General features: G+C 69.1%; 16 protein-coding genes and 1 pseudogene. 10 read left to right on the forward strand and 7 right to left on the reverse strand.

The features are described 5' to 3' along the window. Positions 1-78: 78 nt before the first annotated feature. A complete protein-coding gene (locus O3Q52_RS00535) occupies positions 79-915 on the reverse strand; it encodes an SURF1 family protein (protein WP_269646766.1) in 837 nt (278 codons plus the stop codon). An 84-nt stretch (positions 916-999) separates the two neighbouring features. Beyond that, on the reverse strand, positions 1000-2841 hold the full coding sequence (locus tag O3Q52_RS00540) for a prolyl oligopeptidase family serine peptidase (RefSeq protein ID WP_269646767.1): 1842 nt from the start codon (positions 2839-2841) through the stop codon (positions 1000-1002). Positions 2842-2991: 150 nt separating this feature from the next. Between O3Q52_RS00540 and O3Q52_RS00545 the strand changes: the two genes are divergently transcribed. Continuing rightward, positions 2992-3375, forward strand: coding sequence for a nuclear transport factor 2 family protein (locus O3Q52_RS00545; protein ID WP_269646768.1), 384 nt, complete (start codon positions 2992-2994; stop codon positions 3373-3375). 11 nt (positions 3376-3386) lie between these two features. Here O3Q52_RS00545 and O3Q52_RS00550 read toward each other — a convergent pair whose 3' ends face one another. Further along, positions 3387-3737 carry a DUF6191 domain-containing protein gene (locus O3Q52_RS00550; RefSeq protein WP_269646769.1) on the reverse strand — a complete coding sequence of 117 codons (351 nt, stop codon included), beginning with the start codon at positions 3735-3737 and terminating at the stop codon, positions 3387-3389. Positions 3738-3829: 92 nt separating this feature from the next. Beyond that, positions 3830-5962 carry a TrkA family potassium uptake protein gene (locus tag O3Q52_RS00555; RefSeq protein WP_269646770.1) on the reverse strand — a complete coding sequence of 711 codons (2133 nt, stop codon included), beginning with the start codon at positions 5960-5962 and terminating at the stop codon, positions 3830-3832. A gap of 176 nt (positions 5963-6138) precedes the next feature. Between O3Q52_RS00555 and O3Q52_RS00560 the strand changes: the two genes are divergently transcribed. The 9 genes and pseudogenes from O3Q52_RS00560 (at position 6139) to O3Q52_RS00600 (ending at position 15943) form a co-directional block, all read left to right on the forward strand. Further along, positions 6139-6642, forward strand: a complete 504-nt coding sequence (locus O3Q52_RS00560) for a spore germination protein GerW family protein (protein ID WP_269646771.1) — start codon at positions 6139-6141, stop codon at positions 6640-6642. Between the two features lie 360 nt (positions 6643-7002). Beyond that, positions 7003-7523, forward strand: a pseudogene (locus O3Q52_RS00565) (TIGR03943 family protein); the annotation flags it as partial. Between the two features lie 140 nt (positions 7524-7663). Then, positions 7664-8662 carry an SMP-30/gluconolactonase/LRE family protein gene (locus O3Q52_RS00570; protein WP_269646772.1) on the forward strand — a complete coding sequence of 333 codons (999 nt, stop codon included), beginning with the start codon at positions 7664-7666 and terminating at the stop codon, positions 8660-8662. 318 nt (positions 8663-8980) lie between these two features. Beyond that, the gene (locus tag O3Q52_RS00575; RefSeq protein WP_269646773.1) at positions 8981-9694 is read left to right on the forward strand and encodes a Crp/Fnr family transcriptional regulator; all 714 of its coding nucleotides are present in this window, start codon (positions 8981-8983) and stop codon (positions 9692-9694) included. 135 nt (positions 9695-9829) lie between these two features. Then, the gene (locus O3Q52_RS00580; RefSeq protein ID WP_269646774.1) at positions 9830-10600 is read left to right on the forward strand and encodes a hypothetical protein; all 771 of its coding nucleotides are present in this window, start codon (positions 9830-9832) and stop codon (positions 10598-10600) included. Continuing rightward, a complete protein-coding gene (locus tag O3Q52_RS00585; RefSeq protein ID WP_269646775.1) occupies positions 10593-12842 on the forward strand; it encodes a hypothetical protein in 2250 nt (749 codons plus the stop codon). The genes O3Q52_RS00580 and O3Q52_RS00585 overlap by 8 nt, the downstream gene beginning before the upstream one ends. Continuing rightward, positions 12839-13906 (forward strand): hypothetical protein, encoded by a 1068-nt coding sequence (locus O3Q52_RS00590; RefSeq protein ID WP_269646776.1) that lies wholly within the window; start codon positions 12839-12841, stop codon positions 13904-13906. Before O3Q52_RS00585 ends, O3Q52_RS00590 begins: the two co-directional genes overlap by 4 nt. Next, positions 13899-15317 carry a DUF4407 domain-containing protein gene (locus tag O3Q52_RS00595; RefSeq protein WP_269646777.1) on the forward strand — a complete coding sequence of 473 codons (1419 nt, stop codon included), beginning with the start codon at positions 13899-13901 and terminating at the stop codon, positions 15315-15317. Before O3Q52_RS00590 ends, O3Q52_RS00595 begins: the two co-directional genes overlap by 8 nt. Positions 15318-15403: 86 nt before the next feature. Continuing rightward, complete coding sequence (locus O3Q52_RS00600) at positions 15404-15943, forward strand: Pycsar system effector family protein (protein WP_269646778.1); 540 nt, start codon at positions 15404-15406, stop codon at positions 15941-15943. A gap of 342 nt (positions 15944-16285) precedes the next feature. Here O3Q52_RS00600 and O3Q52_RS00605 read toward each other — a convergent pair whose 3' ends face one another. The 3 genes from O3Q52_RS00605 to O3Q52_RS00615 all read right to left on the reverse strand — a co-directional run bounded on the left by O3Q52_RS00605 (position 16286) and on the right by O3Q52_RS00615 (position 24646). Then, positions 16286-17302, reverse strand: a complete 1017-nt coding sequence (locus O3Q52_RS00605) for a hypothetical protein (protein ID WP_269646779.1) — start codon at positions 17300-17302, stop codon at positions 16286-16288. Between the two features lie 803 nt (positions 17303-18105). Next, positions 18106-21276, reverse strand: a complete 3171-nt coding sequence (locus O3Q52_RS00610; protein WP_269646780.1) for a hypothetical protein — start codon at positions 21274-21276, stop codon at positions 18106-18108. A gap of 286 nt (positions 21277-21562) precedes the next feature. After that, positions 21563-24646 (reverse strand): N-6 DNA methylase, encoded by a 3084-nt coding sequence (locus O3Q52_RS00615; protein ID WP_269646781.1) that lies wholly within the window; start codon positions 24644-24646, stop codon positions 21563-21565. Between the last annotated feature and the right edge of the window lie 39 nt (positions 24647-24685).

Below are 24685 nucleotides of genomic sequence, written 5' to 3' on the forward strand. Positions count from 1 at the left end.
GGTGCGTTGTGGCTGGTCGCGCAGTTCCCCGCGCCCCTGAAAGATTGCGCCGTTCCCCGCGCCCCCATGAAGGCCCTGTCAGGCCGTGGGAGAGGCCGACACCTTCGTGTTGTCGGCGGTGTCGGGGGCGGTGTTGGTTGCGGCGTCCTCGCCGTCGCTCTCGACAAGGCCCAGTTCCGCGTCCTGTGCGAACTCCACCTCGCGTCGCATCAGCCGGAACCACATGAAGACCACGAAGCCCGCGAAGACGAACCACTCGCCGGTGTAGCCCAGGTTCTGGAACGCCCTCAGGTCCAGGCCCGTGTCCGCCGGAGCCGCCGCGGGCACCGCCTTCATCCCCGAGTCGGCCTTGGCGAGAGTGACCCAGGCGTCGTACACGTCGTACGGCACGAGGTTCACCAGCGCCGCCGAGCTGATCGCGCCGGTCTGACCGGCGGGGAGACCACCGGCCGCGGGCACGCCGTTCGAACCCGGTGTCTCCGAGGCCTGCAGCGCGCCGGCCACGGTGACCTCGCCGGTCGGAGCGGGCGGGGCCTTCGAGGGGGCCGCGTCCCCGGGGAGCCAGCCCCGGACCACCGGCAGGGCCTTGCCGTCGTCGGTGCGCAGCAACGTCAGAACGTAGAAGCCGCGCTTGTCGTCCAGCTCCCGGCCCGGCACGAGCAACTGCTTCCCGTACCGGCCCTTCGCCGTGGTCTGCTTGCCCGACGTCTCCTTGTCCACCGGCAGCAGGTCGGCGAGCGGCCTCGCCGGATCCGTCTTGGCCGCCGTGGCCTGCTCGCCCGCGTCACGTTGGTCCTGGACCCGGTCCTCGAACCGGCTCAACTGCCATGACCCCATGTAGATGCAGAAGGGGATGGCCAACAGCACGAAGACGTTGATCCCGCACCAGCGGGGCGTCAGCAGGAACCGGTACACAACCTCAAAGGTACGGGGCCCTCGCGGGAGGCTCGGCCGAGGGGTGCCTCTTGGCCGAGCCTCCCGCGAGGGGACCCGGTGCGCTCACTTGCCCAGGTGTCGCTCCGCGAAGTCCAGCTCCAGACGGACCTGCTTGATCCGCTCGTCCACGACCAGCGAACCGTGCCCCGCGTCATAGCGGTACACCTCGTGGACGGCGTCGCGCGCGGCGAGTCTGGTCACGTAGTTCTCGACCTGACGGATCGGGCAGCGCGGGTCGTTGACCCCGGCGGAGATGTAGACCGGGGCCTTCACCGCGTCGACGTACGTCAGCGGGGACGAGGCCTCGAAGCGCTCCGGGACCTCCTCCGGTGTGCCGCCGAGCAGCGTGCGGTCCATCGCCTTCAGGGCCTCCATCTCGTCGTGGTACGCCGTGACGTAGTCCGCGACCGGCACCGCGGCGATGCCGAGCGCCCACGCCTCGGGCTGCATCCCGACGCCGAGCAGCGTGAGATAGCCGCCCCAGGAGCCGCCGGTGAGGATCAGCCGGTCCGGGTCGGCGAGACCGGACGAGACCGCCCACTCCCGTACGGCTTCGATGTCCTCCAGCTCGATCAGGCCGACGCGGTGCTTGAGCGCGTCCGTCCACTCGCGTCCGTAGCCCGTGGAGCCGCGGTAGTTGACCCGGACCACCATGTACCCGTGGTCCACCCAGGCCGCCGGGCCCGCCGCGAACGAGTCGCTGTCGTGCCAGGTCGGGCCGCCGTGGATGTCGAAGACGGTCGGCAGCGGACCCGTCACCCCGGCCGGCCGCTGGACGAGGGCGTGGATACGGCCGCCGGGACCGGTCACCCACTCGTCCTGGACGGACACCGACGCCGGGGCCTTCATACCGGGCGGGTCGAGGACGACCTCGCCGGACGTCGAGCGCACCACCGGCGGCTCGGCGGCCGACGACCACAGGTACTCCACGCTGCCGTCCGGGCGGGCCGTCGCTCCCGACACCGTGCCCCTCGGCGTCGGCACCTGCTCCAGGCCGCGGGTCGCCAGGTCGTACCGCCACAGCTGGCTGCGCGCCTCGAAGCTGTTCACCACGAGCAGCGCGGAGCCGTCCGGATACCACTCGGCGCTCAGGTCGCCGTCCAGGCGGGCGGCCAGCGCCAGGTCCGTCTCCTCGCCGGACGCCGCGTCCCACACCATCGGCTCCCAGCGGCCGCGCCGCTGATGCCCGACGAGCAGCCGGGTGTCCCCGTCGACCGGGGCGAAGCCGAGCACCTCCAGACCGAGCTCGGCCGTGCCGCCCTTGGTGTCGTCGAGCTCCGCGACCGCCGAGCCGTCCATCCGCAGCACCCGCACCGCCGAGTGCATCGCGTCACCGTGCTCGGTGTGCTCGATCGCGATCAGCGATCCGTCGTGCGAGAGATCGCCGACCCCCGCCGACTCGCGGTGCCGGTAGACCTCGACGGGGTCCTCGCCGGTCCGGCTGACATAGATCGTCGAGCCGTCCTCGTCGGTCGACCGGCCGACGATCGCCGTCCGTCCGTCCCGGCCGAGCGCGAGCCCCGCCGGATAGGAGGGGTCGAGCCCGGGAGCCGCGGACTCGTCGGGAACGGCCGCGCCGTCCTCACCGGCGGACCCGGCGAAGGGCTGTCGGCGCCAGATCCCGAACTCGTCGCCGTCCTTGTCGTCGAACCACCAGATCCACTCGCCGTCCGGCGACATCACGCCGTCCGTGGTCCCGTTGGGCCGGTCCGTGACCTGGCGCTGGTCACCCGTCTCGCGGTCCCACGCGTACAACTCGTACGTCCCTGTCGCGTTCGACACGAACAAGGACCGGTGCGGCGCGTCCTCCGCCCAGTCCGGCAAGGACACCCGCGGCGCCCGGAAGCGCTTTTCCCAGTCCGGCATGCTTCCCTCGTGCGGGACGGACCCGTTGCTCTCAGTCATGGCCCCATACTGCCCGCACCGGACGACAATGCGCTCCCGGGGTCCTCAGCCTGTGGAAAACTCCGCGGACCGAGCCCGCGGCGGCAGGGGCAATGTCCGGGTCCGTGCAGGTCAGGGCCGATTGTCAGTGGCCGGGTGCACCATGGCGCCATGACCTCATCGACCGATCTGCGCAAAACAGTGGAGAGCTTCTGGGCCGCGGCCGAGGACAGGAACTGGACGGCTTTCGCGGACACCCTCGCGGAGGACGTCGTCTACACCCTTCCCCAGACGCGCGAGCGCGTCAGCGGGCGGGAAAGGTATGTCGAGTTCAACCGCGAGTATCCCGGCGACTGGCATCTGCGGATCGAGCGCATAGTCGCCGAGCCCGGCCAGGTCGTCACCTGGCTCCACTTCACGGTGGGCCTGGACGAGATGTACGGGATCTCGTTCTTCACGGGTGACGCCGAGGGTCGCGTGCTGACGATCACGGACTTCTGGCCCGAGCCGTACGAACCACCCGTGGGGCGCGAGCACTTGGTGGAGCGCTACTGATCGGTGGAGCGCTACTGAGGCGAGCCGTCTCCGTCGTTCCGGGCCCGGGCCGGCGTGCCTATGACCACCACCGCGACCCCGCTGTCCAGGTCGACGCGTGTCCGGTGCGGGGGCGCGCCGTCCTCCTCGTCGTCCCGGAGCACGAGGGCGGACTCCCGCTCCTTGAGTTCGTTCTGCTTGCCCGGTGACAGCGCGCCGTGCAGCTGCTCGAAGCCGGTGGCCGACACCTGTCCGACCCGCGCCCCGTTGCGCCAGGGCAGTACCCCGGCCCGCCCGGCCCGCAACATCAACTGATCGACGAACGCGATGACCGTCAGCAGGATGACCAGCCCGGGGAGGGAGGCGAACACGGCGAATTCCATCGGCCCATTGTGGGGCGGCGCGCGCCGCGGGGACAGACCCGGGACCACACACCCGTACGGTCCCGGGACTACGCGCCCGTACGGTCCCGGGACTACGCGCCCGTACGGTCCCGCGGGCGTCGTCCCAGCAGTTCGGCGAGGCCTCGTCGGGTGGCCGCGATGACGACGCGGTCCTCGGAGCCGAGCACATAGGTGGGAGGCAGGTCCCAGACCAGGCCCGACGGACGCTCGGGCGAGCCCGGGGCAGGCGCGGTGGCGGTGGCCAGGTCGGGCCGGCGCTCCTCGGGGGAGGCGCTGTCCAGGGCGAGCACCCGCCACGCTCCCGCGCGGAACGCCTCGGCGACCGTACGGCCCTCCAGGTGCGGATGTCCGGCGACGTCCAGGGCGGCGAAGAGCAGGACCCGGCGTTCGACCGGGATCGCGCCCAGGATCTGGCGGCCCATCATCGCTCCGGCGAAGGCGGGCGCGGCCAGATGGGAGACGCTGCGGCTGCGGGTGAGCGCGTGCGGGTGGGTGGCGCGCAGGGTGCGGTAGACGGCGGTGGCGAAGTCGTCGTCGTACAGCCGCAGCACGACGCGCAGATCGGGCCGCACCGACCTGGCGTACAGGGAGGCTTCCAGGTTGGTGGTGTCCGCGCTGGTCAGGGCGAGCAGGGCGTGCGCGCGGTGGATCTTGGCGGCTTCCAGGACGCCTTCCTGGGTGACGTCGCCGAGGACGACGGGCACGCGCAGCCGGCGCGCCAGCGCGAGCCCGCGCGCCTCGGGGTCAGCCTCGACGCACACGACGGGGATGTGGAGTTCGCGCAGGCGGGCGAGGACACGTGTGCCGATCTTGCCGAGTCCGAGGAGCACGACGTGGTCGGAGAGCCCGCGGGGCGGCTTCCGCAGCGCGGTCCCGCTGCGGAACGTACCGAGGCCCTCCAGCACGGCGGCGACGAGCACGGGGAGCAGCAGCAACCCGACGAGACCGGAGAGGAGTTGGAGGATCTGGCGGCCGAGGGGTTCTTTCAGCGCGGGTTCGTTGATGGCGAAGAGATCGAGGAGGGTCAGATAGGTGGCGTGCAGCGGATGGTCGCCCGTCGTCACCATGGACGCGACCGCGAGCGCCACCACACAGGCCACCAGGCCCGCGAAAGACCAGCGCAGCCGCCGGGAGAACAGCCTGCCGATGGGCAGGACACTGCGTCCGGCGGGGAGCGGCGGACCGGAGTACGACACCGTCTCCAGGACGATGGTGCCGCGGCCGGTCGCGGCGGCCACGGAGCGTTCGTCGGGCAGGAGCCGCGGCCCGTTCTCACCGCTGCTCTCCGAACCGTCCGCGCCGGCCGGGTCGTTGGTGGTGGCCGAGAGCAGGGCCAGCGTGCACAGGCCCGGGTCGGCGACCTCCCCGGGGCCCGGGGGCTGCCGTTCCACGGCCCGGAGCATCAGCCCGTCGGTCTGTACGACCTTGCTGGTCCCGGCGACCGCGGTCGCCGCCAGCGCGGGCGCGGCGGTGTCGGCGTCGGAGAGCACGGTCGTGGAGGCGTCGAGGAGTACGGGCCCGGATGGACCGCCGTTCCCTCTGCCGTCTCCTCCGCCGTCTCCTCCGGTATTCGCTCCGGCGCCCTCTCCTCCGTCCGCCATACCCGCCATGGCCAGGGCGGAGGCCTGGTCGAGGAGAGCCTCGATGTGCTGGCCGAGACGGCGGTTGTAGAGCCGGACGACCAGGCGCAGACGGGGGTTGAGGCGGCGTGCCATCAGCGCGGCACGGATGTTCGTCTCGTCGTCGTCATGGACGAGGGCGAGTGCGGCGGCATGCTCGACACCGGCCTCGGCGAGCACGGCCTCGGTCAGGACGGCGGCCTCCAACACCCGGGCGGGGCGCGGCTCCTCGGAGGTGGCGGACCGATTCGTCGACGCGGCTCCCCGGGGCGACGAGGTGGCTCCGCGGGTCAACGAGACGGCGGTCCGGCCGGCCGCGCCGCCCTCGCCGCCGCCCACGTTCCCGCCGGTGCCACCGCTGTTGCCACTGCCACTGCCACCGCCGCCGATGCCGCCGTTGGCCGTCGCCCGGGTCACCGCCGCCGACACGCGGTCGAGCAGCGCCGACGCACGGGCCCGCCCGACGACCGGTGGCCGTACGGTGCCCTCGGCGGACGGCACGACCAGCGTCACCCGTTCGCCGTAGACACCACGCAACTCGGCCGCCAGCCGGTGCGCGAGGGCATCGTCCCCGCACACCACCATGTGCGCACCGCGATCGTCCGACCCGCTCTGATTAGGAAGGCTCGCCACAACAGCACAGAGTGCCTCACCGACACGGACGGTTGCACAGGGGCCTGCCGCAAGGGAGTTGAGGCAGGGGTTCCGCGGGACACTGGCCGCCCGAGCCGACCGTACCGACAGAGGGATGGTGACGAGTGATGCCCCAGGACGAGCCCGTACAACCGGAGAAGCAGGAGAGTTCCGTGGAGCCGGAGAAGCCGGTGGAGACCACATCGGCGCGGCCGCCCGAGGGCGTACCCACGGATCTGCCTACGGATTTCGCTGCGGATGTCCCCAAGGGCAACCCGGCCGTCGCGCTGCTGGAGCGGCTGGCCGAGAAGCTGGGCGGGCGTGCCTCGGTGAGCGCCGTCTACGGCGAACCCGTGACGAGGAACGGCGTCACGGTCATCCCCGTCGCCAAGGTCGGGCTCGGCTTCGGGGTCGGCGTGGGCCGCGAGGCAGGCGCGGCCAAGACCGGCGAGGGCGGAGGCGGCGGTGGCGGCGCGGGCGCGAAGCCCATCGGATTCATCGAGATCCAGGAGGGCTTCGCCACGTACCGCCCGATCCGCGACCCCTGGGTCGATGTCTTCGTCCCGCTGGCGGTGGTCGCACTCGGCAGTGCGCTTCCCGGGATCATCGGGGCGCTGCGCCGAAGGAAGTGATGGCTCGGGCGCGCCTTGGCCGGAAGGCGGGCGTGCCCTGGCCGGAACACGGGCATGCCCGGCCGGAACATCGGGATGAGAAGCTGTGCCGGAACGGGCGTACTGAAGGTGGAGGGCAACCCATCCAGGAAGCCCTTCCCTACCGGAGGTACCTCTCCCGTGACCACAACCGACACGGCACCGCCCAGGGTTGAGGACGCCGAGCCGAGCGAACCGCGGGGCTGGCAGTTCAACTCGCCCCTCGTCCTGATCATCCTGCTGCTCGTGGGGATCGTGCTCCAGGGCCCGATCCGCGGGGCGCTGTCCGCGCCGGTGATGCAGAGCTGGATGACCGTGTTCACGCATGCCGACGCCGATGCCCACGCCCACCGCGAACCCCGTATCTCCTGGCTCCTGGTCCTCCCTCTCCTCGCCCTCATCCTCGTGGCCCCGCCGGCCCTCGGCTCCTACAGCGCGATGCGCACCGGCACGGCCCTGCAGAAGCAGCCCAGGGGCTTCGCGGACCTCCCTGCCGGAGGCACGGTCCGGCTCAAACTCGTCGACTACGCGGGCCGGGCGGCGTACGACCACGGCCGTTCCCTCGACCACCGCCACATCAAGATCGCCGGCCTGCTGGCGATCTTGATCGTGACGGCACCCCGTACCTGGTCCGTATGGCGCTCAGTTGCTGTGCAGCCGACGCCCAGCCGGTGAAGATCGGCCTGACCGGCCGGATCCCTCCGGTCCTGCGACCGGACACCTGGCTGGAGGCAACCGGCACGTACACCGCCAAGCAGACCAAGGACCCGGTGAACGACGGCATCATCCCGTTCCGCCACGTCACCGAGCTGAAGCCGGTCAAGGCACCGCGTGACCCGTACGACGAGAGCTGGAACGGCTGACCCGGACGTAGGCCGCCGACGCCGCCGTGGAACCTGTCGATCCTCTGTCGATAGCCGACGTACGGGGGAGGGGCGGTCAACTGTGGTCCAGGATGAGCGAGTTGAAGGCTCTCACCCACTCTTCCCGGAGGCCCGCAACCATGACCCGCAGTCACCCGCACCCGCACTCCCACCCCAACCGACGCGCCCTCCTGGGCGGCGCCGCCCTCGCCGCGTTCGCGGTGGCGACGGGCGCAGGCGCAGGTGCGGCGAACGCAGCCACCGGCACCAGGACCGCGACCACCACCGGCGGAACCACCGCTGGCGCCACGTGGCCGACCGAGTTCCCGCTCCCCAACGGCTTCCTCCCCGAGGGCATAGCCATCGGCAGAAAGCCGTACGCGTACATGGGCTCGCGTGCCAACGGAGCCCTCTACCGCACCGACCTGCGCACCGGCGAAGGCAGGATCCTCTTCACGGGCGGCACCGGCCTGGTGGCCGTCGGCCTGAAGCTCGACGACGACGGCCTGCTGTACGTGGCAGGCAACACAGGTGTGGCCCGTACCCATGACTCCCGCACGGGCGAAGTGGTCGCAACACACCAACTGTCGGAACCGACCGGCCACTTCATCAACGACGTCACGCTCCTCGGCGACCGCGCCTGGTTCACCGACTCACGCGCCGCCGCGCTCTACGGAGTACCGCGAGGCCGAGCCGGAACCGTACGGACCCTGCCCCTGACCGGCGACTGGGTCCAGCTCCCCGACGTCAACAACGCGAACGGCATCGTCGGCACGCCCGACGGCCGCGCCCTGATCGTCGTCAAGAGCACCCCGGGCGAGCTCCACAACGTGAACCTCAGGACGGGCCACGCCACCAAGATCACCCTGGTCGGCGCGACCAGCGTCGTCAACGGCGACGGCCTCTACCGCATCGGCCGCACCCTGTACGTGGTCCAGAACCGCCTGAACCTCATCAGCGTGTTCCACCTCGACTCCAAGGCCACGACAGCCACCCTGACCGGCACGATCACGGACCCCCGCTTCGACGTCCCCACCACCGCGGCCCGCTTCGCCAACCGCCTCTACCTCGTCAACGCCCGCTTCACCAGCCCCCAGACCCCGGAGACGACGTTCACGGGGGTGGCGGTCCCGATCTGATCCTCCGGCTCGCTGCCCTGACCGAACCTCGGCCGACCAGCAACTCCCTGTCTCTGTGCGAGCACCACCCCTGTCGGAGCTGTGGAACCCGGCGTGGTAGGGGTGGTGCTCGCATCCCGCCCGACCTCAAGCCGGACAACCGAGTCGATCCTCCAAAGAGGCAATTGCTCCTGTAAAGAACGCTCGTTCGGTCAATTCTGGTTATAAGGCGAGGAAACAGGCCACATCCCGTCCTGCCTGTTTGCCGGATGACGGCTCCACGGCAGCATGGTCAGGCACTTGAACGGCGCGTTGCGTCGCGGAGTGAGACCTTCGGGGGTGCTGGTGAATCACGCGTGGCCGCCGTCCACCTTTCTCGGTCGGTTGCGAAATACGACACGTGAAGAACTCCTGGGGCAGGGCACCCCGATCAGCTATCCGCCGCATCGTGCGTTGTTGCAGCAGGGCGACGGGAGTCGGCACGTCCTGTTGATCACGAGTGGTGTCGTGAAGGTCGTCGCCAGCGCGGAGAGTGGCTACGACATGCTGCTCGCCGTCCGTGTGGCGGGTGACCTGGTTGGCGAGATGGCGGCCTTCGAGGAACGTCCCAGGTCCGGCACAGTGGTCGCGTGCAGTGATGTGAGCGCGCGGATCATCCAGGTGCGGGCGCTGGAGACCTTCCTGACCCGTCATCCGGACGCCATGCGGGCCATCCTCCACATGCTGTGCGCCCGGCTTCGCTGGGCCAACCGGCGCCGGATCGATTTTCAGGCCTACGACTCGCTGACCCGGCTGGCCCGGGTCCTGGCCGAGTTGTGTCAGGCCTACGCCCAGCCCGTTGCGGACGGCGACGGCAGGCGATGTGACCTCGGTGTGACGCTGACCCAGAAGGAAATCGCGTCACTGGCCGGTCTGAAGCTCAACACAGCTGAAAAGAGCCTGGCCACGCTGACAGCGCAGGGACTGGTGGAACGCAGTTACCGAAGCATAACCATCTGTGACGTTCCGAAACTGCTCGAATTCGCCAAAGTCGTTGCCGACAACCCGTACTGATACGGGATCACTTCGCGCGGTCTCTCCTAGCCTCTCGGGCATCAGTTCATGGGCAGTGTCTGCCCATCACCTGCCCAGAGAGGAAATGATCGGGTGGCTGCGTGGCCTGATTTCTATCCCTGCACCTGTATAGCCGTGGACGCTCAGGCCTACGGAAGCAAGAACGACCGTAGGCAGTCCGAAATCCAGCACGATCTGCCGCGGCTCCTCGACAGCGCAGCCAAGGGCGCCGGACTGGACCGCACGCAGTGGCACATCCAACGCAAAGGTGACGAGCAGTTGGCGGTCCGGCCCGTCGACGGCACCGAACCGCGCCTGGTCGATGACTACGTCCGCCATCTCGTCGCCGAGCTGGGCGAGTACAACGCCCAGCGGGTTCCCGAGGCCCGGATGCGGCTGCGGGCCGTCATCCATCAGGGACTGGTACAACTGGCGGACAACGGCTTCGCCGGTGCGGCCGTGGTGGCCACCGCGCGTCTACTCAACGCACGTCCGCTGTACGACGCCCTGGCCGCGCACCCCGGCGCCGAGCTGGCGCTGCTGCTGTCCGACGACGTCTTCCGGTCCATAGTGGCGGGCGGTCACACGACGTTGTCCAGCGAGGACTTCAGCCGCGTGACCGTCCAGGTGAAGGAGTACGAGGCCACGGCCTGGCTGCGCGTGCCTGAGCACGGCGCACCGGCAGCGGCCTCCAGCGAGCCCGGGGCCGCGCAGTGGGGGAAGCACGCGGCCCCGGTGTCGGGGGAGCCCGCGGCGGACCGGCCGGAGCCGGCCGCCACGGGTGTGACCGGCGGCGGGAGCGGCATTAGCAACGAGTACCGGGGCGACAACATCAACGTCACCAACATGGCCGGCCCTGTCGACGCGCGGGGAGCCGTCTTCGGCTTCGGGAGCACCGGTGGCTGATGACGAGGACCCGGGCGACGGGCTGGACGTAACGCCCGTCTCTGCTCCCGAGGCGCTTGTGCCGGACGACGAGAGCGCGCCGGAGGCGGGAGACGAGGACTCGGGCCCGGACAAGGCCGCCGAGCAGCGTGAGAAGCCGGACGAACGGGAGGAGGACGACCGCGGCTACGACGACCTCCGCCGTGTCCACCAGCTCGTCAACAACAACTTCTACGGCGTCGTCGATGCCTCTGGAGCGGCGTTCGGCTTCGGCGCCACCTCGTCCCCGGGACTCGCACCCGGCACCATCGAACCCGAGGAGGCCGACCGGGCACTGCGGTTCTATGTGCCCCCGCAGCCCTGCTTCGACGACGCGTTGGGCAAGCTGCGTGCGAACGGTCTCGTGGTGCTGACCGGCCAGAACAGCTGTGGCCGGGGCGCCGGCTCTCTGGCCGTGCTCAGGGAGACTCTGGGCAAGAAGGCCAAGCTGCGGAGCCTGTCACCCGCCAACGCCCTCGCCGAGCTGGCCGCGTCGAAGGACCTTGAGGCGGGGCAGGGGTACGTCATCCTCGACTACGTCGGCGAGCTGCACGTCGAGGCGGTGCAGGCGTACGCGATTGGGCGGTTGAGCGAGGAACTGCGCCGCAAGGGGTCGTACCTGGTGATCACGGCGGGCGACACGACCCGTCGGCGGCTTGCGCTGCAGGACCACTGTGTGTCGTGGCAGGCCCCGGATCCTGTGGAGCTGTTCGAGCACTGCAGGAAGCAACTGCCGCACGCCGTCCTCGCGCCGGACACCGAGCAGGAGGTGCTGGAGCGGGTCAGCGAGCAGCGGCGTCCGGCGGACATCGTCGCCGCTGCCGTAGCTCTGTCCCGTGAGGGTGCGGAGGCGGCGCTGGATACCCTGCGGGACCGCCATCAGGAGCTGGTCCAGGAGTTCTTCCGTAAACAGCCGGTTGCGGACGACCTGCTCCCGCTCGCGGCCCTGGCCTTTCTGGAGGGCATCCCGGAGCGGACGTTCGAGAAGGAGTGCGCCGCACTGGTCACCCATGTGCGCAACTGGGAGCAGAGTGGCGAGACGCCGCTCGCGCAGCCGGACGGCGGGGCCGGAACGCCGTTGCACGGTGCGGTGGCCCAGCAGTCGAGGGCCCGGTGGAAGGCACGGGCGGTGGGGTTTGTGACGACTGAGCACCGTCCCGGACCGGGCCGGGATGCCGGCCGCAGCGAGCGTCGCCTGGTCTTCACCTCGCCGCGTGTCCGCGAGCTCGTCATCGCGGAGCTGCACGATCTGTACGGCTACGAGCTCTGGTACCCGCTGCGCCAGTGGCTGGGTGAGTTGGCCCTGCTGGGTGACCTGGACACCCGTACGGAGGTGGCCCGTGGAGTCGCGATCCTGGCCCGGAACGCCCTGGCGGAGGTCGACGAGAACCTGCTGCAGGTGTGGTCCGAAGGACTCACCAGTCAGCGAGTGACCGCAGCGCTGACGCTCCAGTTCATGTGCGACATCGAGCATCTCGCGCCGCAGGCCCGGAACATCGCCCTGAGCTGGGTGGACAACAGAGGCCAGGGCCGTGCCGTGACGGCGGCCATGGCGCTGACGGGCCGCCTGGGCTCCCTCTACCGCCTGGAGGCGCTCAACTGGCTCTGGTTCCTGACACAGCGCGGCGAGCGGATCGCGTTCTCTGCCCGGCGTTCGCTGGTCCTGCTGCTGCAGACCGCCGAACACGACTCCGAACGCGCCCTGTTCATCCTGCGGTACGTACGGACCGTGACAGCCAAGGCGGCGCCGGGAACCCAGGAGCGGTCGATCGCGCTGCGGACCACCGTCCAACTCCTGGAGGCCCCCCGGCTGGAGGCTCCTGAGCCCATCACCGCGGCACTCCTGCGCACCGTCCCGGACAGCGCCCGCCATCTCGGGTCCCTGTGGGCGGATGTCCTGCACAGCGGCAACCGGAGCCGGGCGGTCAGTGCGCTGTGCCGGACGCTGGTGCAGTTGCGGGACGAACCGTCCGTCACGGCCGCGGTGCGCGAACTCGGCGAAGCCATGCGGAACACCATGAACCGACGACAGTGGGCGGCGCTGTGCCACCACCTGTCCATCGCTCTGAAACACCCCGACTACGCGATCCCCGGCGCCCACCGGCTGGCGCAGGTGCTCCTCGGATCGCTGCGGGGCCGGGCGCCGAAGGACTTCCGGCGCTCCACCGCGTCCCTCATGCCCACCGCTCCTTTCCCTTTCTCTCAAGGAGGCCGAAGCAAGTGAACTACCCGGTCATTGCCGAGCACATACTGGCCACGGTGCAGGGCACCTGGTGGTCTCGGCGCCGCCGCCGCGAGGATGTGCCGCCGCTGCCGCCCGGCGCCGTCTACGTCTTGAGGGTCGGCGGAAACTACCGCACGTTCCCCGAGGGCATGGTGTTCGACCCCTCTCACCCCGACGTGCTCGACGCCTCCTCGGTCAGCCTGGTCGACACCCGTGCGCGCCTGGTCAATGTGGAGCGCCCGCTACCGTCGGTGAGCGAGGCGGACAACTTCACCATGCGGGCGTCCTTCACCTGCCAGGTGACCGATCCGACGGTCATCGCACGGCAGGGCATTGTCGATGTCACCGTCCCCCTGTGTGCCTATCTGATGGGTGACAGCGACCTGCCGAGGGTGAGCGCCGGGCACCGCGTCGAGGAGATCAACGCGGTGCGTACCGAGGTCAGCCACCGCATGACCGCCTACAGCGCGATCGTGCCGCCGCGCGTCACAGGCATGAGCGTCGAGTTCGTCAGTGCCGAGGTGCACGCGTCGGACAACCTGCGGGACTGGGAGCAGAAGCTGAGAGACGAGCGGCGGTCCTGGGAACTCCAGCGGGGACAGCGCGACTTCGAGGCCCAGGACGCACTCAGGATCGCGGAGCTGCTCTCCCAGGGATCCGACCATGTGGACGCCTTCGGCATCGCCCGGAAGGAAATCGACGTCACTGAGGTGGCGGCTCGCATCCATCGGCTCACCGACGAGGAGTCGACCCGCCGCCACAAGGCCGAGACGTCGGAGCGGGATCACGAGCAGGCGCGGGAGACGGCGGATGCGCAGATGCGCCGCGACATGCTGTTGACGCTGCTGCGGCAGATGGGCGGTAGTGAGTACGTCGACTACCACCAGGTCCTGGAGCAGGTCCTGCGGGAAACCGGCGGCCAGACGACCCCCGGTGTCGGCGGCGCCGGAACCCGAATGGTGGAGTCGGGACCGTCACGGAACGGCCGCACAGCAGCGGGCCGGGACGGCTCGCGCGATCCGCAGGGTGGTTTCGTCAAGGACGAGGACGATCTCGTTGACTGACTTCCGGACGAACCATGTGACGGTCTCCGACACGACGGATGGCCAGAGCACTGGTGATGGGGCTGCCTCTCGTACCGCGAACGCCGGGGCCACTGGCCGCGCCGCGGGGGATGGGCCTGCCCGCACCACCCGCCGCCCCGTCGGCCTCGACGCCGCACGAGGGCTGCGTGCCCTGACCGGCGTCGACGAGGAGCTGTTGGCCAAGGTCGGGTACGAGCGGAGCAAGTACACGGCCCTTGGCGGAGTGGTGCTCGGCACTTCCGTCATCGCGGCGTTCTCGATGTGGAACTTCGCGACCGAGGCGCTCGGCAGGGTCTCCGTCGTGGCCCTGGTCCCGACGGTCATCTGGATGCTGTTCGTGCTCAACCTCGACCGCTGGCTGGTCACTCCTCAGCCGAATGCGCGGCGACGGGTGGGCCCTCTCGTCATGCGTCTGCTGATCGCGCTGATGCTCGGAGTGGTGATTGCGGAGCCGCTGGTGCTGCGCATCTTCCAGACAGCCATCGAGGAACGTGTCGCAGACGAACGTACGGACGCCATCGACCAGTTGCGTACGAACCTGGTCCGCTGCAACCCCGTACCGTCCACTACGCAGACCGTCACCCCTGAGCGCTGCGACAGGACGTATGTTCTGTCCTTCGGCGCGACGCCCGGCGAACGGGCCGAGGAACTGGCTGCCTTGCGCTCGGACGCCGGCGCACTGCAGAAGCGGGTGGACCGGGACAGCACGAGGCTCGAGGCCATCGACTCCGAGGTACGGGACGAGTGCCGCAGGCTGGTCCGCATAGCTGCCACCGGCCTGTACCAGCGGACTTCCGAGTGTCTGCGTCTGCGCGACAAGGCACAGGACTACCGGAGCACCCACCGCACCAGCGAGAACGAGAAGCGACTCGCCGGTATGAACAGCCGCGTCTCGAAGATCGAGGGCGAACTGACCACGTCACGCGGCGCGTTCCTCAAGACCCGGGCCGACGGCATCGAGCGGCGGCTGGCCGAGGAGCGAGCCAAGCAGAAGGAGATCGGTGTCCTGGAACGGATCCGGGCGCTCGATGAACTCGCGAGCGGAAACCCGGTGCTGTTCGTGGGCATCTGGCTGGTCCGCGTGCTGTTCGTACTGCTCGACGTGCTCCCGGTGCTGGTGAAGTACCTGAGCGGCGAGACCGCGTACGACCGGATGCTCACCAGTGAGAGCAACAGCGCGGTCAAGATCCACGGCGAGGAGGTCCGGATCGCTGAGCGTCGGGCCCTGGCGAACCTCGAAATCGCTCAGGACACCATCGAACAGGAGGTTCGGCGCCACCGCGCCGAGTCGGAGGCGGCGTTCCGCGAACACACAGCGGCCATGAACATCCGGGTCCGGCAGGCGGTGAACACGCTGGAGGACGAGATCCGTCGCTCGTCGACGGTCTGACGAACCCACCTGCCCCAGGAACTCCCCACCACGGCCGCCCCACACCTCGGGGCGGCCTCTGGCATCGACGAGAAGGAGGGGGAGATATGACCACGCCCGGAGGCGACGCTGACACGGGCCCGGAAAGCGACACCGCAACCGACCGCGGCGCGGAACTCGCCAGGGTGCTGCTGTCCGAGGCTCGTGAGGAACTGGTGAGGGCCGACAACAAGGCCGGCCTCATGCTGGCCTCGTTGAGCGCGGCCCTGACCGCCCTGCTCGGTGTGATCGGCAGCGGCCTGATCGCCCCGCGACAGTACCCCGTCGTCCCGCAGCTCCTCCTTTGGGCGGGCTGCGCAGCCTGCGTACCGGCACTCGTCCTACTGGGCCTGGCCGTGACCCCGCGACTTGGAAATCCCCGCCGCACCCGCTCTCACTACTTCGGCGACGCGAGGCTGGCGCTGTCGGTCGCACATCTTGAGCGGACGGTCCGCCGCACCGACCCCGTGTCCCGGGACCTGAGCCAACTGGCGGTCCTGTCCCAGACCGTCTGGACCAAGTACCGCTGCATACGCCTCGCACTGGCCTGGGGCACGGTCTTCCTGGCACTCACGCTGTTGGGAGTAGCGACCGGAGCATCGATTTAGCGCCGCACCGGCAGGAGGCAGGGCTGGACGGCCAGCCCCTTGCCGATGGCTACTCAGGGCGCCTGCTCGGCCGTATTCAATGGATCAAGAGTCGGCTGTCGGCGTGGTGTTCAGCTCCGGCGCTTCCGCTGCTGGGTCCGGGTGGTCAGTCCTTTCGGGCCTTCCAGCCGCACGGCGGCGCTCCGTCACCTGCCAGCGCCGGCGCCGGTGTTCGAGGACCGCCTTCCACAACTCCAAGCGGTGTCGAGAGTCCTTCGGGAACGTGAAACGGAGGACTCCCAGGACGATGGCGGTCACCAGCACGGGTGCGGATCCCGGGTGTTCGGTGAGAAACGGCACGGATCAGCTCCTGCCGTCGCACAGGTCGAGCGAGGAAGTGCCCAGCACTACCCGGTAGGCGTCACCATGGCGGGTGAACTCCGCGCCCTTGATCCCGGCCTCCCTGTGGGTAAGGGCCAGAGCCAGGTCGCGGGGTTCGGGATAGCCGGTCCAACGGAGGGCCCACGAGTCCCTGGCGCCCCAAAGTTGGCGTATGGCACCGTGCCGGATCACATCCGGTTCTCTCCTGCGTTCGACTCCGGGGCGCTCCAGAGGATCCCAGGACAGACTGGTCGCCCAGCGACCGCGTCGGTCCACCAGGTTGTAGCGGGAGACGAGACCAGCCAGCAGGGTGGTGGCGTCGCGCGAGATCGGAGGGATCGCAACCAGTGCACGGCGCTCGTCTGCGGTGAGGTCGTGGTGGACGGTGAGATAGCGGTACCGGGGAGCGAGACTGCGCCTGTTGCCGTGTTCACATGCGGCCGGGTCACCGGTGATGGTCAGCAGTGCACCAGTGGGCAGATGACGCAGGCAGATGGAGTGCTGCTCGTGGCACGTGTGGCTGTCCTCGTACCGTAGGCCGGGGACGCCGCGTGAGGCGGACTTCTCAGTGGCAAGCAGGCGGGTGGCCACGTTCTCCGGGGCTCGTTCCGCCACGATCACCAACTGGTCACGGCGGGGCGACATCACCGGGTCGTACGAGGCGACAACCGAGTAATTCCATCTCGCCGTCGGACCGGTGTACACGTTGCCGTTGAAAAGCGCGAGCGCCAGCAGGGCCAGGAAGGCCCGCTGTTCGTCCGAGCAGTGATCCGGACCCAGCCCATGAACGCCGCCGCTGATCGCGGATCGGGCGGCGTCCTTGCTCTCCCCGGTGTACCGGACGCGGAGGGGGATCCGCTCCGCGTCCGGCATGGTGTGAACGGGCAGTCCGCCCAACTCACGCGCGGCGGTCGGCCGTGCCTTCTGGAAGGGGATGGTGTTCCCGGACACGTGCTGGATGCGGCGTGCGAGTTTGGCGATGTCCCTGTCGAGTGTCATGTCCGGCTCCTGATGGGTGCGCCCCAGTGCTGCCGCCCACTGCGCCCCATAGGAGGAACGGCAGTTCTGCATCACGCGTGCCCAACGGCACTTTGCGCCCTCAACCCCGGGTGACTGCGGGAGGAACCCAGGTCCGACGTAATGGCGAGCGTGGCCGCCTGGCCGGAGCAAAGTGTTTTGACGGCGTGTGGACGACAGGATTACTGCCCCTGTGCAATCCGGCCCATGGCTGCTGAGCCCGTTTGCGCGCCGTTCAGGTGCGTCCTCAAGAGTCCGGCCGACCTGGGAACCTGCGCCAGTCGAGGAGGTCAGGTGGCATAGCGGGGGCCACTATGAACGTGGCCCCCAAAATGCCCCCCGGAACCACTCAGGGGCCCGACCCGCTGAGCGGATCAGGCCCCTGACCTGGTACTTCAATGTCGGGGTGGCGGGATTTGAACCCACGACCTCTTCGTCCCGAATGAAGGGCACGCAAGCCTTCTGCCTGTGGGTGATCACGTTTCCACAGGTCAGTGCGTTGGCCTCGGCCGGTCTGGAGCGGTCCCGTAGTGGCTCTGAGAGAAGATCTTCTCCCAGATTTCTCCCAAGCTGTGGTGCGGCAGCACGGCCGTCGCTACCGCGCGTCGAATTGCGCGGGCTAATTTGCCTACTGTGGTGCCGGCTGGTGCGACCGCCATGGCATCGGCGCCGTCCAAGGTGGCCGCGAGCTGCTGCGAAGCGACGCCATCTTCAGACCCGGCCTGAAGCAGAACGGTTCCCTGGGCGGATCATTGGCCCATGCATCGACTCGCCGCCCGGCAGCCCTACATGTTCGTGCCACTGGGCTCCGCTCCACCCGGCCAGGGGAGCACTACTGCTCCCAATACTTCGGTGTGCTCAGTGGTGGCCCGGTCCGGGGTATGGTCAGCAAATTCCTCCTGGCGCTCGACGGCCAGCTCGACCAGGCGTGTGGCGAGAGGGCCGGTGGCACTCCAGTCCAGTCTCAGCTGTTTCTCTAGCACCTGCCGGAGCTCCTTACGCAGCCGGTTCCGTGTGGCCTCCAGCAAGCCGAGGTGTGGGAGGCGGGCCTCGTGAGCGATCTTGGACGTAATGGCCTCTGCAGCTGCTCGCACCGGGACCGGCGCCGCGCCGTCCGACCGTCGCTGACCAGGAACGGCTTGTTCTAGCAGGAGGAGTACCCGCTGCAGGGGTGTTAGCGCTGGCTCGGAGGCCGCCTGGGCATGGTCGTGCTCCGCGGCCAGAATGTTTCGGGCCAGTGCCAGCAGAGCCTCCGCTGTGCGCTCCGAACCTGATATGCCGGACTTCATGATCGCCGTCAGCTGGTCGTCAAAAAGTTGCTGCCGCAGGGCATTGGCGAGCGGCCGGAAGGTCAGGTGGTCGAGCACGGCGTATAGCAGATAGGCGGCACGTGCCCGGGGGTCGGTGTTCGCCGTGACCCGTTCCAGGAAGTCGGGGGCTGTCATCCTCTCCGGCGGGACAAGGTAGCGGGTATCCGATTCCTCAAGCCGCCGCTCTATCAAGTCGTCCACGTGGACACCGGAGGCGCGCGGCTCGAAGTAGTCGGAGTCGGGGCGGTGGCGCTTCCACGCCACGTACTGCACGATGCCCAACCACCCGGCGAGTTCGACGTATCGGGGCTCCGCCTTCGTCGGCAGTGCCGAGTTGAGGGCGGCGAGGAACTGCCGGACCAGACCGATGAATCGGGCATGGACGAGGGGGTCGGCGAGGGCCGCAAGGAGATCTTCCCGCAGGGGTTCGGTGTGCAGGGAGTCGATGCTGCCCGAAGGGGTGCTTACAGCGAGAAACCTCCGGAGTTCGCCGTGGACGCGCCACAGCACCTCGGCCACAGCCTGGCCACGGTCCTTGCACAGGCCCCAGTGCGGCGCCGCGTCGAGGCCCAGCACATCGCGCAGATGGTCTGGGGCATAGCAGGCGAACGCTCGTTCCAGGCTCGGTATGGCCTCTGCGTGGTCGACGACGTGGTGTATCGCGTCCCCGGGGCGCCGGGCGCGCATGATCTGCCTCAGCTCGGCAGCCGTGATGCGACGGTCGAGGAACACTAGGTGCCCGAAGGCGCCGTTTTCCACCTCCTCTAGTTTGGACCGAACCGCGGTGAAGCCGGTCAGGGCATGGGCAGTGTGAGAGGCGCCCGGTGTCGGTCGGTACGCCCCCGCTTTGGGGTCAGTGCCCGGGGCTACCCCGTCATGTGGGTTCGCTCCCCAGGAGGGATCCGGCGGACGCTCGGCGACTGCTTCGGCCAGGCCGTCCGCCCAGCCCCTGGCGGGTCCGGTCCAGCGCCGCCACTCCGGCGGGTCCATTGTGCCCACGGTGATGGCTGCGCGCGGCTCGATCCTCTTCAGCACATGGCGAAGGTTCCAGAGGTCCAACAAGGCCCGCTCCTCCGCGGTGGCGTAGTCCGCCGCGCTCGGGTCGCTCAGGAGGTCGGGGTCCAGGGCCTCGATTTCTGCCAACAGCTGGTTTCGGGCATCGACCAGGGCGTCGCAGTACCGGATCGCATCGGCCCGGGAGGCGGCGATGACCTGCGCGGCGACACTGTGCCGCAGCCCGGTGAAGGCCCAGTGCCGGAACATCCGCGTGGCCCTGGCCGGAAGGTCGCCACCGTTCGCACCGGAAGCTTCACTGATGTCTGTGAGCACGGCCCGCTCATATAGCACGGGCGTCAGCACACCGTCGGCCATGGCGTCCTGGGCGGTGTAGACGTCGACAGGTTCGCCGCACAGGTGCTGGATGGCGGCTTGCGACCGCTTGGGCGCGGGGCCCTCCGCGAAACCGAGGAAGGCCGCGTGGGGCAGGAGCTCCCGCAGCCGGACGTGGTGAGCGGTTAGGCCGTGCGCCTCGTCCAGGATCACCAGGATGTTGCTCCGGGTGTTCACGGCGGCGGGCGGCGGATCCTTGGGGCTGTCAAACGGCTGGCCCGTCGCGCTCTGCACGCCGCCAAGCTTCTGGAGGGGGAGCACGAGCACGTCCGGCACATCGAGAGCGAGGGCCCTGACGGCTCCGTTTGCAGAGGGCGAGCTGACTGCAGACTCGCCCAATTGCGCTAAGTCGTGGGCGATTTGGCGCTCCCTGTTCCGGCGCTGGGTGACCACGACGATCTTGTGACCGGCGAGCTGTGGATTTGCCCGAAGCCGACGCACCAGGAGGCTCACGGTCCGTACCGTCCCTGAGCCGGCGAAGTGCCGGACCACTCCGGCCTGCCGGGCGGTTGTGCTGCCCGATAGGCCATCGGCCCGGTCGGCCAGCAGAGAGGTCACTTGGTGAACCGCGCGGTACTGCGGATAGCGCGCCACGGTCTTGATCGGCTGCCATCGTCGCTGCTCGTGGCCCGTCGGCCACTCCTGCTCATGGACGAAGTTCCGTACCAGATCGAGCAGATGGGATGGGCGGAGGACACCAGCGGCCAGGATTTCCCAGGGGCGCAGTGGATGCTCGGCCGGACAGCCGAGTTCGGCGCGTACCTGCTCCTCGGTGGCCGGGGCCACGGTGCGCCAGGGGGCGAACTCCCCTTCTGCGGAGGTGATGGTTCCCAGCCGGGCATCTGACTCGTCCATGACCACCAGTAGCTGGGCGTGTCGAGCCAGTCCGGGCTGTGCCGGTACGGAGCCGTAACCGGCCCCGGCGAGATTCCGAATCCGGTGGACGAGATAGGGGATGACGCCCCACGCGTCTGGTTCATTCACGATGACGACCCAGGGCAGCCCGTTCACCTGCAGCACCGGGCCCGGCGCGGCCGTATCGTCGGCGCGGCGTTCGGCCACCAGTCGGAAGTCATTGGCGCGCGGCGCGGAGTTTTCCCAGTCGATCAGCCGTACTCGCGCAGGCAGGCCGTCGTGCCAGCCCGGCAGCTCCTGGGCGGGAATTCCGGTACGAAGCAGCTGGGACAGCCAGCTGTTGGCCGCCGCGATGCGCTCCACCGGTCCGGAAGCGCGCACCTTGGCCCACACGGCCTCCATCTGAGCCCCGGTCAGCCAGCATGTGCCATCTGCGCCCTGGTTGAGGCGGTCGACCGCCGCCACAACACACGCTCGGCACGGTCCGAACTCTTCGTCTACGCCAGGACATTCATGCCGAACCCAGCCCATGTCGGTAAGCAGCTTGACCAGCGGCTGACTGCCGCGCGATCGTTCCGGTCGCGCCAACCTCCGCCCCCAACGGCTCGGTCCCTTCCTCGTGCGCAACGCGAGGAGGGGAGTAGCGGAACATTACCCAATCAGGTCGGGTCACCCCGATCCGCTCGCGTCATCCGCTCTCCGGGAACGGTTCGCCGAGCAGGTTCTCCAGCACACCGCGCCGCACCACCCGCAGCTTTGCCAACTCGTCCCGCAACGCCTTCGCACGCCGCTCGAACGCATCCTGCGCCGCTACCACTTGGGCCTGTTCGCTCAGAGGCGGGAGGGCAATCGGACACTCCGTCACCGCGGCAGAGCTAATCTTCATCAGTCCAGTAGAAGTCTGCACACGGGTGCGTATCCATTGACGCACCGACTCCGAGCGCAGTGCGACCTCCACATACTCCGGCAGGCACTTCCGCACGTCGGTCCTCAGACGCATCATCTCGTGCGGGTAGACGCAGGTGTCGCCGATGTCGCGGTATCGCACGGCTCTGCCCACCTGCTCTTCGCCACCGGCCAGGCTTACCAGCAGGTCGCCGTCCACCAGCCGGAACTGCCGCGTGAAGGCGTCGTCTGGTACGTGCTTCAACGTGCGTGGAACGAAACCCTCCGCGGTGATGCTCCCCATCCCGAGCACAAAGACGCCCGTCCGCTCCGGAACAGATCGGCCACCATAGCCACGGCTCGGCCGTGACCGCAGCACGCTGCCCAGCGGGACGGTCGGCCAAACAGAGTCGAACACCTCGCCGCTTGTGATCCAGCTCGCCAACAACGCCTCGAGGTCTCGGTCGGCTTCCTGGCTTTCGTGCTTCGTGTCCGCGAGCGAGACCGCGTACTTCTCCGCCCAAGTCCGGAACGTAGCAATCAGCTCCGCCCGTCCTGCTGCGACTGCTGCGTCCAACCGGTCGGCCAGGCCCTGGCCCAGTACGTCGAGTACCACCTCGTCCACCGTGCCCTGGGCGACGGCCCGCTCGGCCGCTGCCCGCAGGTCGGGCAGGAAGCGCCGATCCAGTTCCCTGAGTCGCCTTGCCGTCGCGAGGCGTTCCCTCTTCCGCCGGCCCGTATCGGCACCCGCCCCGGTGGCTTCTTCGGCCGCGTCCTGGGCCGTCTTGTGCGATGCCACCTTCGCCGCCGTCGAGGCCCTGTCCGCAGCGGCGACGTCCGTCAGGAACGCCGGGATGAGTCGCCGCACCACCGGGTGGTCCATCGCCAGGCGGCGCTCCGTGGCCGTGGCGCTTGTAGCCCTGCCGCCCACGCTGCCCTCTGCCGCGCTCGGTTCGACCACAGCCTCGATGGAGGCGACCCAGTCCTGGAGTACGCGCTCGCAACCGCCCGCCGCGAGTACCTTCAGGTCATATCGGTGGGCCATCCACCAGTCGGCGACGATGCCGCTCGGGGTGTCCTCGTCCAACACCCCAACACCGGCGACCGTGGCGGTGATCCCGTCCGTCAGGGAGCCACGGAGCGTCATTAGGTCACGCTGTACGGGCAGTTCGACGAGGGTGCGAGCGAACTGCTGCCACCAGCAGCCATATGCCTCACGCAGTCCCTGCTCGCGCGCGGCTGTCAGCTCCGGGATGCGCGCGACAGTCGCCTCTGCCCCTTCCGGGAGGAAGTCGTAGTAGTCGGGGTCGTCCAGGCGTTGGGCGAGGAGCGTGCCTAGGTCCTCGATGCCGTACCGGTGGAAGCGGTCGGCAACCGCCGAGATCTCTGATGCCGGCACTCCGCCGTACAAATGTGCTCGTACGTTCTGCGGTTCGGCGGACGGTGAAGCATCCACCCAGCGGCCGACGTTCAGGTTGGCATCGGCGGCCAGCAGTTCGTCCACGCTGACCACGCGCGCATAGTCGGGTTGCTCACGCCAGCGGAGGAAGGTCTTCACGATCCGCTCGGCGTGTTCCGGGCCGAGTTCGTTCCGGGCGCGGCCCGCTACGTAGTCGCGGCTGGCGTTGATGAACAGGACATTGCCCGAGCGCTGCGGGCTCTTGGTGCCTGGCCTCCGTAGGACCAGTACACAGGTGGGGATGCCGGTGTGGTGGAAGAGGTTGGGGCCGAGGCCGATGACGGCCTCGACGACGTCATCGCGCAGCAGCCCCTCCCGGATGAGATGGTCAGCGCCGCTGCGGAAGAGTGGGCCGTGGGGCATGACCGTCGCGGCGATGCCGCCTTCCGTCAGCACCGAGATCATGTGCTGGGCGAACATCAGATCGGCCCATTTGCCGCTACCCGGCGCCCAGCCCCAGCGCATCCGCTCACCGTGCTCTGTATCCGCCTTGGCGACCAGCTCCGGGTCGTAGTTCACGGAATACGGCGGGTGGGAGAGCACCTTGGTGAACTTCCGCAGTCGACCGTCGTCGTCGAGGTGCTGTGGGTCGGTCAGGGTATCGCCGCGCTTCAGCTCGAATTCTCGGATGTCGTGCAGCAGCATGTTCATGGTCCCCATGAGCCAGGAAGAGCCGTTCACGTCCTGGCCGCAGAGCATGAGCTGGTGGGGGTCACCACCGTGTTCGCCGACGTATTCATGGGCTTCGATCAGCATGCCACCGGTCCCCGCACAGGGGTCATAAACGGTGTCGCCGGGGCGCGGGTCGACGAGCTGGACCATCATCCGCACCACGTCACGCGGGGTGTGGAATTCACCGCCGAGTCGGCCCGCCGAGTCGGCGGACCGGCCGAGGAGGTATTCGTACGCGGCGCCGAGCATGTCGGGGAACGCGAAGTCCTCCTTCCGTAGCCGATACAGCGAGAAGTGGCGGACCAGGCTGCGCAGCTCAGTGTCGGGGATCTTGCCGAAGTCGATACGGTTGCCGATTCCGGTGAGGTTGTCGTTCGCATCCGCGAGCGCCGCGAGCGCCTGGTCGAGCGCTTCCCCGACGTTCCCTGTCAGCTGGGAGAGACCAGGCGCCGGGTCATGGGGACGGTGTGGATCGTGGTGGGGGCCGGCCCACCAGCGGGCACAGGGCGGCACGTAGAGGTCGCGGTAGGAGTCCGGATCGTTGGCCCGTTCCAGGGCCTCGGCCGGGTCACCGGTGCGGGCCAGCGCCTCGTCGTGGACGCTGTGCCACTGTGGCTGGAATTCATCCGAGCTGCACTTGAGGAAGAGCATCCCCAGCAGGTGGCCCTGGTACGCCGAGGCGTCCATCCTGCCGCGCAGGATATCGGCACCGGCGAACAGATGCCGCTCCAGCTGGGTCATGGTGATTCGGGCCACGCGCTGCTTCCTTCGATCTTCGACGGCACCCGAGAGGGC

This window comes from Streptomyces sp. ActVer (assembly GCF_027270795.1).
GTDB lineage: Bacteria > Actinomycetota > Actinomycetes > Streptomycetales > Streptomycetaceae > Streptomyces > Streptomyces umbrinus_A.